Below are 15,587 nucleotides of genomic sequence, written 5' to 3'. Positions count from 1 at the left end.
GAATCATGTGGCAAACAGTGAAACGTCTATTAAGTGATCATTTTGGTGAAGCTGAAATTCACGACAAGACGGAATTAGCAGGAGGCGATATCCACTGTTCCTGGTCCATTAAATATGGTGAACAGCATATTTTTATCAAATCCAATACGAAAGAAATGTTGCCTGTTTTTAAAGCAGAAGCAGAACAACTAGAGTTACTTGATCGTAGTAAAACAACCCGCGTGCCCACTGTCTACGGCGTGGGGTACGATCGTGATACCAGCTGCCTTTTATTGGAATATTTGCCTTTAAAACCATTTAACGCCCACAGTGCATACTGTTTTGGTCAGTATCTGGCAAGGCTTCATCAATGGGGTGAACAACCTAAATTTGGTTTTGATTTTGATAACATGCTCGCAACTACGATACAGCCAAATGGATGGCAAAAACGTTGGAACCACTTTTATGCAGAAAAACGTATCGGATGGCAATTACAGCTTGCCGCTGATAAAGGAATAAGATTCGGGGATATCAATCTGATTGTTCAGAAAATCAGTGATAAACTGCACTCTCATCAGCCTCAGCCTTCTCTCCTTCATGGCGACTTATGGCCACAAAATTGCGCATCATTAGGTGATGATTGCGCCGTCACATTTGACCCTGCTTGTTATTGGGGAGATCGCGAATGTGATTTAGCGATGCTGCCACTTTATCCTGAACTTCCTATGCAAATTTTTGATGGTTACCAAAGTGTCTGGCCATTGCCAAATGGTTTTCTTGAACGCCAACCCATTTATCAACTTTACTATTTGATTAATCGGTGTCATCTTTTTGGAGGTGATCATTTTACTAAAGCACAAAATGCGATTAACAAAATCTTGTCCAATTAACGATTAGCCCTAAAAAATTTTTCAAAATGATAAGTGAAAATATCATTATGATTGTTAACTCTGAACGGATCATATTGAAGAAATCAGAGTTAACAATTTAATTTTTTAATCAAAAATTAAATTAGATTTATCAATACAAGATATTGGCTGACTAAGGCAAATATTCATGTCATTGCCAATAAATCCAGTTTTGTAAAGAAAAATAAAATATCATTGCATTAATAAATTAAAAAAATTTTACCAACCCAATAGTTTCGATAATAAATAAGCAAGTATACCTATAATGATTGGTGATATATAAAGGGTAAAAACTTGGCTAAACAAAGAGTGGCGAGGGAATTGAATTTTAGACTCCAATTGCTCTTTGGTCACCCCGCTTTCTTTCGCGTTTTCGAGGATCAACTGATCTTCAATATTTTCTTTAATGTACTTATACTGACGGTACATTCTCAAACCAGAAGCGCTCATTGCCAAACCAACAAATATCAAAAGATAGATCACAATAAACCCCAATATCCCCGCAGTACTGCTCGGAACTGGAGAATACTTCCAAAAAAAATCCAAAAATGGTGTATTAAACTTAACCATCTCTACCATCATTTTGATAAAATCGTTGAATATGGCATGAATGCCATCACCTTGAATACCCTGTTGCCATGCTAAATTGATTACTGAAGCAAAAGTTGACAAAAAAGCGGGTACAAAAATGAGCCAACCTAACATCCGTTTTACAATAGAAAAATACCCAACTTGTTGATATGTCATCAGCATTCCTCATTAGGATAAATTATTTTATTTAATCAATAGTAGCTCATAAATAACCAACTTTAACTTTATTTATAGCGCAATACTTTAATTTTCTTTAAAAAAGAATTTCTTTCTTTGTTAGCACACTATAAAGAGATTTAAGTCACTATTATTGCTACAATAAGTTCTCCTCAAACGCTTTTACTATTGCGGAGAAATATGAGATGTCATTTTATTTGCCTATAGAAGCCGTTATTTTTGATATGGATGGCCTAATCATTGATTCTGAACCCTACTGGGAACAAGGGGAAAAGAACGTATTTGGTGAATTAGGATTGGATATAAACTTAGCAAAAGATTTACCGGATACTCTAGGGCTGAGAATCGATAAGGTTGTTGAATTATGGTATCAAGCTTCACCTTGGCAAAATGCAACAAAGGAAGAAGTAGCACAACGCATTGTTGATTACGTCATTCTATTAGTTAAAGAACATCGTCCTCTTTTACCCGGCGTAGAATATGCTTTAAATCTCTGCCGCAATAACGGCCTGAAAATCGGTCTTGCCTCCGCATCCCCTCATGGAATGCTCGAACAAGTGCTTGAATTATTTAATTTACGGCATTATTTTGACACAGTTGTTTCTGCCGCACTTCTGCCTTACAGCAAACCTCACCCCGAAGTTTATTTACAAGCCGCAAACCAACTTGGCGTTAACCCGGTAAATTGCCTTACATTTGAAGATTCATTTAATGGCATGATAGCAACCAAAGCGGCAAGAATGCGTTCTATTGTCGTTCCTGCCAGCCACCACTTTAATGACCTTCGTTGGTCATTAGCTGACATTAAATTAAATTCGCTGGAAGAACTCACACTGGAAAACATTACTTAATCGCCACTGCGCTGCCATTCTGTCATACATATTACCTTGTATATGGCAGCGCAAATATTAACCGCATTTTAATTTTCTTTATCTGTTATAGATCACTGTCGGTCAAATCATAATGTTATATACTAATAAATAACAGATTTTCCTTATTTACCCTCTATCATCCTTATGTAAAACCCTCTATACTACTCACTGTATATATAAACAGCAATCAGCATAAATAATTAGTAAAACCATTATGACAGCAGAAGGACATCTTCTTTTTTCAGTCGCCAGCCTTGTATTGGCCCATAAACTCGAAATTACACCAGAAATAGCACAGGGGGATTGGCTCCATATGCTTCCTGGTGTGCTTCTCGCCTCATTATTACCTGATATTGATCATCCACACTCAACTTTAGGCAGGTTATTTCGTTTTATCTCAATACCCATTGCGAAATTGTGTGGACATCGCGGATTTACGCACAGTTTGCTAGCACTTATCGTCGGCATTACCTTGTTCCAGACAGAAATGCCGTCAGACTGGCCTATCCCTACAGATTTTTTCCATTCCATGATCATCGGTTATATCAGTCATCTTATTGCTGATATGCTGACTCCTGCCGGCATTCCACTTCTATGGCCTCTGCGGCTCCGTTTCTGCATACCAATTCTGAGAGGAAAAGAACGCAAAAAAGCTGAGCGGTTTATTGCTGTACTCGTCATGGTGACAGCTATTATCCTACCACAGCACATCAATTTTTCATTTAATCAATATATTGACAAATTTGAGTTCAATAAACTGCAAATTGATCAAATCCAAAATTTCTATAAATAATTAATTTATTCTGCACCATATAATTTTATAACCTCTTTTCAAAGGGGTTATAAAATCACATAAATAATATTGTCCAATTATTACTTACTGATCCCCAATGAACTCCCAACCAGCTGATATACAAAAGAATTAGCAAAACAATATTTTAATTAATAAAAAATAGTTTAACACATATAATCAATTAAACTATGTAGTGAAAAATAATTATATTAAATTCCATTTAATTATAAGAAAGCTATTACTTATACTGATACCATTCTCCATTACACATTTCATTGCATGTGCCCAATAAGCTCCAAGGTGCCATACAGCCCATAAAGCAGCAGCTTAGAGAAAGAATTGGTCATCACCTAATGCAATTACATGTCATACAGAAAAATCATATATCCAATAGATTTCAGGTCATAGCTTAACAGTAACATTTGGTGGCATATAACCCGCTATGTGAATCAATCTGGTTATTAATGAATCAGAATGATAATAACCCTGACAATTAGATTGGACATATAATAATCAGAAGTTTTGGAGACTAGGGATGAATTTACCACTCACAATTAATGTGCTTGTTTTCGTGGCACTACTTATTCTATTCGCAAAAACAAGTTCAAATAAGTGGAGCTTATCCAAAAAAGTTCTGATCGCTCTAATTATCGGCGTTGCTTTCGGACTTGCACTCAACATCATCTACGGTACAGACAGTACTACAGTCAAAGAATCAATTAAATGGTTTAACATCGTCGGAAATGGTTATGTGCAATTATTGCAAATGGTCATTATGCCATTGGTTTTTGCTTCTATCTTGAGTGCAGTCGCACGCTTACACAAAGCCTCTTCTTTAGGAAAAATTAGCTTTCTGACAATCGGTACGCTACTGCTAACGACCGCTATTTCAGCGTTAATTGGTATCGTCATTGCTAATTTGTTCGGGCTGAACGCTTCTGGATTGATTCAAGGCGCTCAAGAAACTATTCGTTTATCTGTGATTGAAAGCAATTATATTGGTAAAGTTTCTGATATGAGTGTGCCGCAGATTATTCTTTCCTTCATCCCTAAGAATCCTTTTGCCGACCTGACTGGAGCACGGCCTACTTCCATTATTAGTGTTGTGATCTTTGCGACATTCTTAGGAATTGCAGCATTGCAACTGCTCAAAGATAATCATGAAAGAGGGGAAAAAGCTCTCATTGCCATCGATACTATGCAAGCATGGGCAATGAAATTAGTTCGATTGGTTATGAGCCTAACACCATATGGTGTTATGGCGTTAATGACCAAAGTTGTTGCGAGTTCTAATATTTATGATATTAAACAATTAGGCCATTTTGTTGTTGCCTCTTATATCGCCCTTGGTTTGATGTTTGTCGTACATGGCGGGCTTCTGGCATTTACTGGTATCAATCCATTTAGATTCTTCAGAAAAGCAGGAACGGCATTAACATTTGCATTTACTAGCCGTTCAAGTGCAGCCAGTATTCCATTAAATATTGAAACACAAACCCGCCGTCTTGGGGTACCTGAGTCTATTGCCAGCTTCTCCGCATCTTTCGGTGCCACAATCGGTCAAAATGGTTGTGCAGGTATTTACCCTGCCATGTTAGCCGTTATGGTTGCACCAACTGTAGGAATTAATCCTTTTGATCCTCTGTGGATTGCTACGCTTGTGGGAATTGTCACTATCAGTTCAGCCGGAGTTGCTGGTGTTGGTGGTGGAGCAACATTTGCTGCATTAATTGTGTTACCCGCTATGGGACTGCCAGTTACATTAGTTGCCTTGCTGATTTCTGTTGAACCACTTATTGACATGGGCCGTACAGCATTAAATGTTAGTGGTGCTATGACAGCCGGTACTATCACCAGTCAATTAATGGGTGCAACCAATAAAGAAATACTCGAACAAAATGAAGATGCTGCGCTAAGCCACTCTTAAGTTCCACGACATTGTTTAAGTAAAAAAATTTTAAAAAAAGCTAGAAATCAAGATTAAAAAAGCGGGGGATCATGATGATCCCCCGCTTTTTATTTACTATTCTTTCTGTCTACTATCATTGATGATCTACATTGTAGCCGAAACCGCCTACCATAAAATCGATAGCATTATCGTATATATTCACCACTACGAAGAGCTTCAATACGCTTATCCAATGGCGGATGGGATAAGAACAATTCACTAAAGCTCTTAGACTTACCATTAATACAAAATGCCATCATCTGGCCCTCTTCCTGAGGTTCATAACTTGTCTTAAGGCGCTGTAACGCAGCAATCATTTTTTCGCGTCCAACAAGTTTCGCGGAGCCGGCATCCGCATGGAATTCACGATAACGAGAGAACCACATAGTAATGATACTTGCCAAAATACCAAAGACAATCTCCAGTACCATAGAGAGCACCATATAAACAATTGGGTTGCCATTATTGCTGCTTTCACTTTCTTCATCATTGCTGGAAAGGAAACTCGCAGCCGCTTGTGCAATGATTCGTGAAATAAATATAACGAATGTATTCACAATACCCTGCAACAGCGTCATGGTTACCATATCGCCATTTGCAATGTGGCTAATTTCATGGGCAATTACCGCTTCAGCTTCATCGCGACTCATATTGTTCAACAGGCCAGTACTAACAGCCACCAGGGAAGCATTACGGCGCGCTCCTGTCGCAAAAGCATTAATGTCAAGAGCATCATAAATCGCCACTTGTGGCATCGTTATTCCAACCTGTTCTGACTGACGGCGCACAATTTCCATCAACCAAGCTTCCGTTTCATTAGAAGGATTTTCAATAACTTGACCACCTACAGAACGCAAAGCCATCCATTTCGACATTAATAAAGAAATGAATGCACCACCAAAACCAAACAAACCAGCCATAATCATGAGGCCAGCAACACTGCTCCGCTGAATTCCTGTAAGTGAAAGTATTATTCCAAAAACAACCATGACAGCAAGGTTAGTTAGGAGGAACAAGGCTATTCTCATCATATAAATTAGCTTCCTTTAATAATCGAACAATTCAACCAAGAGTTAGAACATAAAATGGGGGTTAAGCTTATAATATTCAAACTTTTTAAGATGTTAATCGACAGAATCAACATAACTTTACAATATGTCAAAAGGGCCAGCTATTAAGCCAGCCCTTTATTTATAATGAGTTCTTTTGCCTTCAAACTACAGCGTTGTCAGCTGAAATTTGATATGCATCAAGTATACAATAAACTTTAACCTACTTTGTAGCCGCTATCTCTGCCGGCTGGTGTGCTAAATCCAATGCAATTTTTACCGATTCATCTAAGTAAGGATCTGGCCCTTTATAATCTTTTGGTAAATCATCAAGTGACTTAAGCAATTTTTTGCCTTCTCGCTTAAAACGCTCATTAATGCGATTCAATTTGGATGTTTCATATTCTTTATTCTCTTTTTCCCTTTGAGAATAATTCAAAGAATACACACCATTACGATCTTTTATCACTTTATAATAGGCAATATCCTGCTTAATGTACTTAAATTCAGGATCGTTAGCTATGCGTTGGTTATGCAATTTACTCAGTAGTGCGATTAACGTTGAAATGACCTTTGAGGAAGCATAATTCGCAGGCGGAATACTATCCCAAGGCAATGCGTTGTCCTCTTGACTTTCACCAATTTCAAACAGCCCATTTCCTGTTGGCATCGTGATATCAGGAGTAACCCCTTTGAGCTGAGTGCTGCCACCATTCACACGATAGAATTTCTGAATAGTATATTGCACAGAGCCAACTTCCGGCCAATCGGGTTTCAGCATTTGATCATAAATCCGGCTTAAAGGACGATATTGCTGAACAGTACCTTTACCAAAGGTTGACTCACCAACAATTAGCCCACGGCCATAATCCTGCATTGCTGCGGCAAAAATCTCAGACGCAGAAGCACTTCTGTTATCAACCAGAACTACCAAAGGCCCTTTATAATATACAGCCTCATCGGTATCTGATTCTTCTTTAATTCTGCCTGTGTTATCCCTAATTTGAACAATTGGGCCGGTAGGAATAAATAAACCAGATAAAGACACTGCTTCTGTTAGCGCTCCACCACCATTACTGCGTAAATCAATCACAATCGCAGAAACGTCTTTCTTATTAAGTTTCTGTAACTGTACTTTTACGTCATTAGTCAATCCTACATAGAAACTTGGTATATCAATAACACCAACTTTTTCTTTACCCATTGTTTCTACTGACATCTTGGCTGCATTGTCTTCAAGGCGGATACTCTCACGAGTCAGGGTAATAATATGATTTTTTGCCCCTTTCGTACCCGGGATGACTTCAAGGCGAACTTTGCTCCCTTTTGGCCCCTTTATCAGAGCAACAACATCATCCAGACTCCATCCAACAACATCAACAATAGGTTTACCAGCCTGCCCCACACCAATGATTTTATCTCCGACTTTCAGTAAATTACTCTTAGCGGCCGGGCCACCAGCAATCAGTGAACGAATAGTGATATATTCATCGTCGTATTGTAAAACAGCTCCGATCCCTTCAAGGGAAAGACTCATTTCTGAGTTAAACTGTTCAGTATCGCGAGGGGATAAGTAGCTGGTATGAGGGTCTATTTCGCGAGCAAACGCATTCATGATGTTTTTAAAAACCACTTCGCTTTTAACTTGCGTGAGGCGTTTCAAAAGCATTCTATAACGTTTGGTCAAGATTTCTTTAATTTCTTTATCACTTTTCCCGGATAGCTTAAGATTTATCCAATCAGATTTAATTTTAGCATCCCAGAGCTTATTCAGTTCCTCAACACTCGTTGGCCACGGTGCTTTAGAACGCTCTGTATCAATTGAATCATTGCCATTTAAATCGATAGGTTGCTCTAAGCGAGAAAGAACATATTGAAAGCGCTCAAAACGGCGCTTTTGCTCCAAATTAAATAGAGCATAAGGAAGTGTTAAATCGCCCTTTTCAAGTTCTTTACCTAAAGAACCCTTTTGAGCTTCAAATTGTGCAATATCTGAAGCCAGAAAAATATTGTGTCCGTAATCTAATGTATTCAGGTAACGATCAAAAATTTTTCCTGAAAAATCCTCATCCAAATTAAATTGGCGATAATGAGAACGTAAAAAACGGGACACTATCCGTTTGCTTACAGTGGTATGTTGCGGTTCCGGTTTCAGAACAGGCAACTGGCTCTGACTAACGACGCCTGTATTATTAACGGCACCGGCATTGGCGGTATTGCTGCTTGCATTGTCGCTAACAACATCTGCATACCCTATGCCTGAAAATGATAGACTTAAAACGAAAGCCAATATAATGAGTTTGTTCATGCCCAAGTTGGCCTCCGTATCAGAACTTTAAGTGTTCTGCGCGTACAATCATTGCTAAACCAGTCGGTAACTGCACTCTTACACCATCTTTTGCTATTTCAAGCACAGAAGCATCCATTAGGCTTTTCCCTACATTAACTTTGATAGTCTGTCCGACTTTCAAAGAGGAAACATCTGTGACTGAAGTTAGTTCAGGTTGTGCAGCTTTCTTTGTGGTTTTATCTGCAGGCTTACGCGATTGTTGCAGACGATTTTGTGAACGAGGTGGTTTTTTTTCACCATCACCCGATCGCTTTTGACGATGAGGAGTTGGTTTTTTATTTACCGGTCGTTCACTGCTCTTTTCAGAGACGTTTTCGGTTTCACGCTTTTTGGCACGCTGTTCTGCTCGCTGAGCTTGTACACGTGCTTTCGCTTCTGCCAGCTGCTGACGAGCATGTTCGATATGCTCAATTTCCAGCTCACCACAAGCATTTCCATCGAGGTCAACACGCTGGGCGCCCTCTTTTACACCATAGAGGTAACGCCAACTGGAAGTATACAAGCGCAAAGCAGAGCGAAGCTGTGTTTTACTTAAACATCCTTCACTCTGGATACGCTCAACGATATCCTGAAAGATCCCGATCTTCAAAGGACGAGCTTCACCTTCTGCTGCAAAACACAGCGGGAAACGCTCTGCCAAAAAAGCAATGACTTCTTTACTACTGTTCAACTGAGGTTGATTTTCCATGAAATTTCCTGATTACAACGGTTTTGCCAACCAGCGCAGGCATGAACAGGCGACATTATAATGGTGTTGCTAATAAATGCCACGTCATACGTATGTTAAGTTACATTCTGTTTTAGATATTTTGAAACCACACATTGTTCCAAATGCTGGCAAAGCCTGATAACAAGCGCTTTCAAGCCCTTTTCGTCACTTTCATCAAACCGGTCAAAAGCCGCGCTATCAATATCTAAAACACCAATAATTTGCCCATTAATTTCTAAAGGAAGGACAATTTCAGCATTACTGGCAGTATCACAAGCGATATGACCAGGAAAAGCATGTACATCTGAAATACGTTGAATACTTTTAGTTGAAACAGCCGTTCCACAGACACCTTTCCCGGCAGGAATGCGAACACAAGCGATTTTACCCTGAAATGGTCCTAGTAACAGGGTATCATCTTCAACTAAATAAAAGCCAACCCAATTAACATCATCCAAACATTCATATAACAATGCACTCGTATTTGCCAAAGTCGCAATGAAGTCATATTCACCTGATAACAATGCCATTAAGCTATCTGTTATCTCTTGATAAAATTTACTCTTATCCATATACCTTTATTTTCTATAAGTCACTCTTTAACAAAATGGCATCAAAAAAATTACATAAAATTGCCATTATCACCTTTAAAAACTATTTTTAGAAGAAACAGAGCGGAATAACGTAAATTTTTTCACGATATGCTCTGATCTTTTGAAATTTAAATTTTCTTTAATTATTTTTACCAGTATTCACCTATCGATTTTAGGGATAAGTCACAACTTATATCAAAAAAAATACTATATTGCAGTCATCACTGTGCTCTTTCTCATGTTCTTATTATAAAACACCTTAACAATATTCTTAATAATTGTTTTATTCTTATCTGTTCATTATATGTATGAGGAAATGAAATAATTTCTTGAAAAGAACGTAAAAATAACCTTTTCTATCATAAACAAAAAAAGGCCGAGTCTATTCCTCTACTCGGCCTAGGGAAATTGGTTTCCATCAAAGAACCACCTATAGCGGTTACTCTTGAGACATTGAGCAACTAACTATTGTAAGCGTAGTTGACATGCTTTGATTTACCAAATTTTGTTCTTTTCCGGAACACGATTACTTTTTATTATTTGCATGCCCGCATAATGCCAAGGCTGCTTTCTGGAATGGTTTAATACTCATCTTTTGATTCGGATGTTCAGGATCATCCAGCAGGATAGTATTTAGCGATTTAGCAATAACCTTATTAGACTCTACAAGTTGTGTTGCTTTATCATTCAAGGGATACTGCACCAATGTGCTGGGGTTTATCACAAACAATGCCCCTCCTGAGCGGCAATCAAGCATCACCTCTTCTCGAGTAAATGCCCATTCTTTCCCAAACTGCAACTTACTGACAGTTTCTATCGGTGCAGCCATACCCTGAAAAGAAAGCAGCGAAAAAGACAAAACCCAAAACACTCGTTTCATTATGATTCCCCTAATAAACGCAAAACTAGATTTTATCGCTAATTTCCTGATTTATGTACCTTGATTTGAACCTATTATCCAGAAGTTATGCAGGAGGCTGAGTTGCAAAAATTGCCACACATAATAATGTGGAAGCACCAAGGATAATTTCCAGCCAACTATTGATTATCAGTAACTGATAGCTTCCTTTCTGCTTTAGCTTGGGAACTAGAATGTAGCGATTAATCAATGCCAAAAGTACCATGCCAACGACTAAAACTATTTTCAGCCATAACATTGATTGATATTCAGAAATAACGCGGCTAAAAATAGGCCAATCGGGAACCAGAATCACACTACTGATAACCCCCGTTACAATCACCATAAAAACAGCAAAATGACCATAGAAAGAAAATCTCTTCATGGCAGTAATACTTTCTTCAAACAGATTTGGTGCATTTTTTGGGATTTCGGTTTTCCCTATACTTTCCTTTTCTATATTATTCAGCCGATTATCGGTAGATAAATTATTATGGTATAAATTTTCTTCCGCTCCTTTCCTGAAATGTAAAAAATGTAAGCACAATAAAAATGGCCACAATCCACCAAACCAATAACCCGCACTGAGTAAATGAACGATTTGATTGACCTGAAGCAACAGCCCCATTCCTCCTTCATACATGGCTGCATGACCAATAAAAGCATGGCTAGAGAGCAAAATAACCGAACAACTCAACAAAAAAAGCTGTCGCATTTTTGCATGGAGAAAGAACAGCCCGCCAAAAGCAAATATCGCAACCAGTAGCTGCCATTTCCAAACTTGCCCGAAAGCCGTCCCCAATACAGCCGACCAGACAGCTGGCATATAAACATCACTCCAGCCATCTCCCATTAATCCAGCCTGTACAAGAAACCAAACAACAGACGTGACCAAAGCCAATGTTGTGCTGATTGAAATACCAATTTTTAGCCGTTCTCTCATTAACGTTGAAAAATGCCCGGAATCAAGCATGACCATGAATAAGCTAAAGCCAAACATGAGCATCACAACCACAAAATGAGAGAAACGGCAGAATATATATAGCGCCTCTAGCGAGATCATTATTTTACAGTAAAGTTATAAACGCCTTTTGTTTTATGACCATCAACAGAGAGTACACTCCAGTCGACACTATATTCTCCCGCAGCAAGTTTGCCCTCAACTGGCAGGATCAATTTAGTTTTTGTTTCAGGATCAAGTTCTAACTTACCTGTTTTGATGGCTACTTTTTCTGGGCCAATTAATTTTACCTTGCTGAACCCAAGTTCAATGCGTTCTGAAAAACTCAAGGTTATTGCTTGAGGAGCTGCTTCAACTGTGGTGTTTTCAGCAGGCGTCTGGTCTTTTAAATGGGCATGAGCCAAAGCTTGTTGGCAGGATATCCCCACAAACAGAACCATAAGAGCCGATAATTTGGTCCAAAATGAACGAACTTTAAGAGTAGACATATAGATAACCCTTTAATATTAAGGTGATTTTTAAAATTATATGGGGATTCTATATCAAAAAATGTGTTTAATCTGCGATATTCAGCAAGCAATGTCCTGACCTGTGAAGCATCACTCAAAATTAGAGGCAAAAATGAAAAGAACCGTAATCCTTGCTTCAAAAACGACCAAACAAGCAAGAATTACGATAAAAATACCGTGCAAGGCAGTTATCCATTAACCCCAGCGACATAGTCATTAATGTTTCTGGGGTGAGTAAACATAACCAATGAAAGATAGTAGACAGATATCAGGAGATACCCTATCAGGCATGTGCAGGTGCTGTGGATAAATTTTTCAGGTCTTTATCCAGCAAGAAGAGTGACTTACCACTCTCGCCCACCATACCCAGCTTATCCAGAATAGATTTGAACAGTTTTTCTTCTTCATGCTGTTCAGAGACATACCACTGAAGGAAATTGAAAGTGGAATAATCCTGAGTCATCATGGCGACATGAGCCAGTTTATTGATCTCTTCGGTGATCAGTTTTTCATGCTCATAAGTTTGATGAAATACATCTGAAATAGATTTGAATTCAACAGGGGGAGCCTGAATCGCACCCAATACAGGCATTGAACCGGTATCATCCAAATAATCAAACAGGCGCTGCATATGTTGCATTTCTTCATGTGAATGCGCTTTCAGAAATGCGGCGGCTCCTTCATACCCTTTATCGCTGCACCATGCACTCATTTGCAGATATAAATTAGCAGAATAAAATTCTAGATTTAATTGCTCATTTAATTTTTTGATCATTTCTTGTTTTAACATCGCCCTACTCTCCCTATTAATTAATTCAATTTTGCGTATTATGCCAATTAAAAATGAATAAAACAAAAATAAAAATAAAATATTTAACACATTGATAATTAATAACTTTATTTAACAAGGAGACACGAGTAAATCTCATTAAATATAAGTAAATAAGAATCAGTTTTATTTAATTAAATTCAATCACAGAAAAAATAAATTTAAATAAAGATGATAATCAATATTATTTAAATTTTATCGTATCTTTTTTAACCCATTAAATTGCTTGATTATCAAAAAAGAGTCGACTAATTTCCTCTTCTGGAAAATGAAATAGCCGATAGCCATTGGATTTCAAAATGCAGTCAACAAAGCCGCAACTTGAAAGATAACGGGCATAAAAGGCGCTGAGCTTTTGATGAGGTCATTATGGAGTATAATTTAGCCAGATTACCTAAAGAAGAGATGGATAAAATCAACGTTGATTTAGCCGCATCTGGCGTAGCTTTTAAAGAACGCTATAACATGCCTGTCATGCCGGATAGCGTTGAACAATCACAACCCTCTCATTTAAGAGAATATTTTCAGCAGCGTTTACAGCATTACCGCCAACAATCAAGGTTCTTATCCCGTTTACCTTATGAACCCAAAAGTCGCTGAGAAGACAGTAAAAAATAACCACCGTTTTATGGGTGGTTATTTCCACTATTGTTCAGCAAATTTGTCTGTCGATTTGATTAACTGGTGCAAAATGCCGGGTTCATCAAAAGAGTGTCCTGCACCTTCCACAATATGTAATTCTGCTTCTGGCCATACCTGCGCCAAATCCCATGCATTCTGAATCAGACATGCCATGTCATAGCGTCCATGTATGATAACCGCCGGAATATGTCGAATCACATCAATATTATCCAACAGTTGCTGGGTTTCATCCATAAAGCCATTATTAATAAAATAGTGGTTTTCAATACGCGCAAACGCCAGTGCAAATGCGTCTTCTTCAAATAAATCTGCATTTTTAGAAGGCAACAATGTAACCGTTTCACCTTCCCAAAGACTCCATAAACGTGCGGCTTCCAACTGCACTTGTGGATCATGGCTCAACAACCGTTTGTTATAGGCTGAGATAACATCTTTACGCTCTTCTTCCGACAAAATTGATAGCATACGTTCCCATTTTTCTGGGAAAAAACGGGAAGCACCGTCCTGATAATACCAATGAAGCTCTTGTGGCCGTAGCAAAAAAATGCCTCTTAAAACTAACTCTGACACCCGATCCGGATGTTTTTCAGCGTAGGCCAAAGACAGCGTAGATCCCCATGAACCGCCAAAAACCAGCCACTTTTCAACTCCCATTAAATTACGCAGTTTTTCAATATCATCAATCAGGTGCCAAGTTGTATTATTTTCCAGGCTGGCATGAGGCTTAGAGCGCCCACAACCACGCTGATCAAACAACATAATATGATAGCGTTCGGGGTCAAATAGCTGGCGGTGATAATTTGCAATACCACCACCGGGGCCGCCATGAAGAAATACTGCCGGCTTGCCTTTCGGATTACCGCATAACTCCCAATAAACCTTGTGTCCGTCTCCGGTATCTAAGTACCCTGTTTGGTATGCATCATAAGGGGGATAAAGTTTTCGTAGCTCCGACATAATTCCTCTCACTTTTTTAAAAAAAACGGGATACATTCCAGTATCCCGCCTATATTTAAAGGTAGCATGACAAACTAATTACTTAGACTCACTATAACTGATAGTCCCTTCATGGCAATCAATTGTGACATTGTAACTTTTGTCTTTTTTGGAGCCCCGGACATTGAGCGGGACCTGCAATACATTCTGATCGCCGATAATATCATTGACGTTTACCCATGCAATCGGTTTTGAAGTTCCTAATTGTTTTCTGTCTTTTTCCCAATGATTAATACGGTTCTGTAAAAAATCTTGTTTAACTTGTGCAGCCACTTGATCTTTTGTTAAATTTTCACAAGAAATAAATTTCGCAACACGCTCATCTCCGGCAGCCGTTGCAGTCAATGAAACAGAAAACAAAATCCCAGCACTCAATAACCCAACGCGACGAATCAACCGATTTATCTTCATAGTACCTCCTATTACTATCCAAATTATATGGATTAAAATTTGCGTTAACCTAACATGTAGTAAGAAGTAATTATGTGAGTTTTGTTAAAAATACGTTGCTGTTATTTTTCATCATCCTCAAACAAAACGTGGATCTGCTCATCATTCTGGTGCTTATCGCGTAATTCCTGAGCAACAATGGCAATGGCCTCCCCGCTCCCCATTCCTTCTGAAATCAGCTGATGGATCCTTTCCACCGCAATTTGCTGCTCTTCGTGGGATAATGCTGGTATACCTGAAAACATGACGATAACCTCAAACAAAGCGTTACAATTAATGGCAAACCCAGATTATAGTCTGTTTTACCCCAAGTCAGGAGTGGGATTCTATGAT

General features: G+C 38.6%; 17 protein-coding genes. 5 read left to right on the top strand and 12 right to left on the bottom strand.

Going from position 1 to position 15,587, the window contains the following annotated elements:
• Positions 1-5 precede the first annotated feature (5 nt).
• Positions 6-869: a fructosamine kinase family protein gene (locus Xsze_RS15040; RefSeq protein WP_038233966.1), complete on the top strand. Its 864-nt coding sequence runs from the start codon at positions 6-8 to the stop codon at positions 867-869.
• A gap of 237 nt (positions 870-1,106) precedes the next feature.
• Here Xsze_RS15040 and Xsze_RS15035 read toward each other — a convergent pair whose 3' ends face one another.
• Positions 1,107-1,634 carry a YniB family protein gene (locus tag Xsze_RS15035; protein ID WP_038233968.1) on the bottom strand — a complete coding sequence of 176 codons (528 nt, stop codon included), beginning with the start codon at positions 1,632-1,634 and terminating at the stop codon, positions 1,107-1,109.
• A gap of 206 nt (positions 1,635-1,840) precedes the next feature.
• On the opposite strand from Xsze_RS15035, the gene hxpB reads away from it, so the two are divergent.
• The 3 genes from hxpB (at position 1,841) to Xsze_RS15020 (ending at position 5,247) form a co-directional block, all read left to right on the top strand.
• A complete protein-coding gene (hxpB, locus tag Xsze_RS15030; protein ID WP_038233971.1) occupies positions 1,841-2,506 on the top strand; it encodes a hexitol phosphatase HxpB in 666 nt (221 codons plus the stop codon).
• 235 nt (positions 2,507-2,741) lie between these two features.
• A complete protein-coding gene (locus Xsze_RS15025; protein WP_038233974.1) occupies positions 2,742-3,320 on the top strand; it encodes a metal-dependent hydrolase in 579 nt (192 codons plus the stop codon).
• Positions 3,321-3,855: 535 nt separating this feature from the next.
• Positions 3,856-5,247 (top strand): L-cystine transporter, encoded by a 1,392-nt coding sequence (locus Xsze_RS15020; protein ID WP_038233976.1) that lies wholly within the window; start codon positions 3,856-3,858, stop codon positions 5,245-5,247.
• Between the two features lie 167 nt (positions 5,248-5,414).
• Here the strand turns inward: Xsze_RS15020 and htpX are convergent, their stop codons facing one another.
• The 8 genes from htpX to ftnA form a co-directional block, all read right to left on the bottom strand.
• Positions 5,415-6,299, bottom strand: coding sequence for a protease HtpX (gene htpX / locus Xsze_RS15015; RefSeq protein WP_038233978.1), 885 nt, complete (start codon positions 6,297-6,299; stop codon positions 5,415-5,417).
• A 241-nt stretch (positions 6,300-6,540) separates the two neighbouring features.
• Positions 6,541-8,625, bottom strand: coding sequence for a carboxy terminal-processing peptidase (gene prc, locus Xsze_RS15010; RefSeq protein ID WP_038233980.1), 2,085 nt, complete (start codon positions 8,623-8,625; stop codon positions 6,541-6,543).
• A gap of 19 nt (positions 8,626-8,644) precedes the next feature.
• Positions 8,645-9,355 carry an RNA chaperone ProQ gene (proQ, locus tag Xsze_RS15005; RefSeq protein WP_038233981.1) on the bottom strand — a complete coding sequence of 237 codons (711 nt, stop codon included), beginning with the start codon at positions 9,353-9,355 and terminating at the stop codon, positions 8,645-8,647.
• A gap of 95 nt (positions 9,356-9,450) precedes the next feature.
• Complete coding sequence (locus Xsze_RS15000; RefSeq protein ID WP_038233984.1) at positions 9,451-9,948, bottom strand: GAF domain-containing protein; 498 nt, start codon at positions 9,946-9,948, stop codon at positions 9,451-9,453.
• Positions 9,949-10,495: 547 nt separating this feature from the next.
• Positions 10,496-10,849: a YebY family protein gene (locus Xsze_RS14995; RefSeq protein ID WP_038233987.1), complete on the bottom strand. Its 354-nt coding sequence runs from the start codon at positions 10,847-10,849 to the stop codon at positions 10,496-10,498.
• Positions 10,850-10,934: 85 nt separating this feature from the next.
• Positions 10,935-11,930 carry a CopD family protein gene (locus tag Xsze_RS14990; RefSeq protein ID WP_038233989.1) on the bottom strand — a complete coding sequence of 332 codons (996 nt, stop codon included), beginning with the start codon at positions 11,928-11,930 and terminating at the stop codon, positions 10,935-10,937.
• Complete coding sequence (copC, locus tag Xsze_RS14985) at positions 11,930-12,316, bottom strand: copper homeostasis periplasmic binding protein CopC (RefSeq protein WP_038233991.1); 387 nt, start codon at positions 12,314-12,316, stop codon at positions 11,930-11,932. Before copC ends, Xsze_RS14990 begins: the two co-directional genes overlap by 1 nt.
• 304 nt (positions 12,317-12,620) lie before the next feature.
• Positions 12,621-13,127 carry a non-heme ferritin gene (ftnA, locus tag Xsze_RS14980; protein WP_038233994.1) on the bottom strand — a complete coding sequence of 169 codons (507 nt, stop codon included), beginning with the start codon at positions 13,125-13,127 and terminating at the stop codon, positions 12,621-12,623.
• Positions 13,128-13,535: 408 nt separating this feature from the next.
• On the opposite strand from ftnA, the gene Xsze_RS14975 reads away from it, so the two are divergent.
• Positions 13,536-13,766, top strand: a complete 231-nt coding sequence (locus tag Xsze_RS14975) for a DNA polymerase III subunit theta (protein ID WP_038233996.1) — start codon at positions 13,536-13,538, stop codon at positions 13,764-13,766.
• Between the two features lie 45 nt (positions 13,767-13,811).
• On the opposite strand, the gene pip is transcribed toward Xsze_RS14975, so the two are convergent.
• The 3 genes from pip to Xsze_RS14960 all read right to left on the bottom strand — a co-directional run bounded on the left by pip (position 13,812) and on the right by Xsze_RS14960 (position 15,499).
• Positions 13,812-14,765 carry a prolyl aminopeptidase gene (gene pip / locus Xsze_RS14970; RefSeq protein WP_038234127.1) on the bottom strand — a complete coding sequence of 318 codons (954 nt, stop codon included), beginning with the start codon at positions 14,763-14,765 and terminating at the stop codon, positions 13,812-13,814.
• A gap of 78 nt (positions 14,766-14,843) precedes the next feature.
• A complete protein-coding gene (yebF, locus tag Xsze_RS14965; protein WP_038233999.1) occupies positions 14,844-15,215 on the bottom strand; it encodes a protein YebF in 372 nt (123 codons plus the stop codon).
• 101 nt (positions 15,216-15,316) lie between these two features.
• Positions 15,317-15,499, bottom strand: a complete 183-nt coding sequence (locus Xsze_RS14960) for a YoaH family protein (protein WP_038234001.1) — start codon at positions 15,497-15,499, stop codon at positions 15,317-15,319.
• Positions 15,500-15,587: the final 88 nt, after the last annotated feature.

The organism is Xenorhabdus szentirmaii DSM 16338 (assembly GCF_002632585.1).
GTDB lineage: Bacteria > Pseudomonadota > Gammaproteobacteria > Enterobacterales > Enterobacteriaceae > Xenorhabdus > Xenorhabdus szentirmaii.
This window is presented reverse-complemented; position numbering and strand designations above follow the sequence as displayed.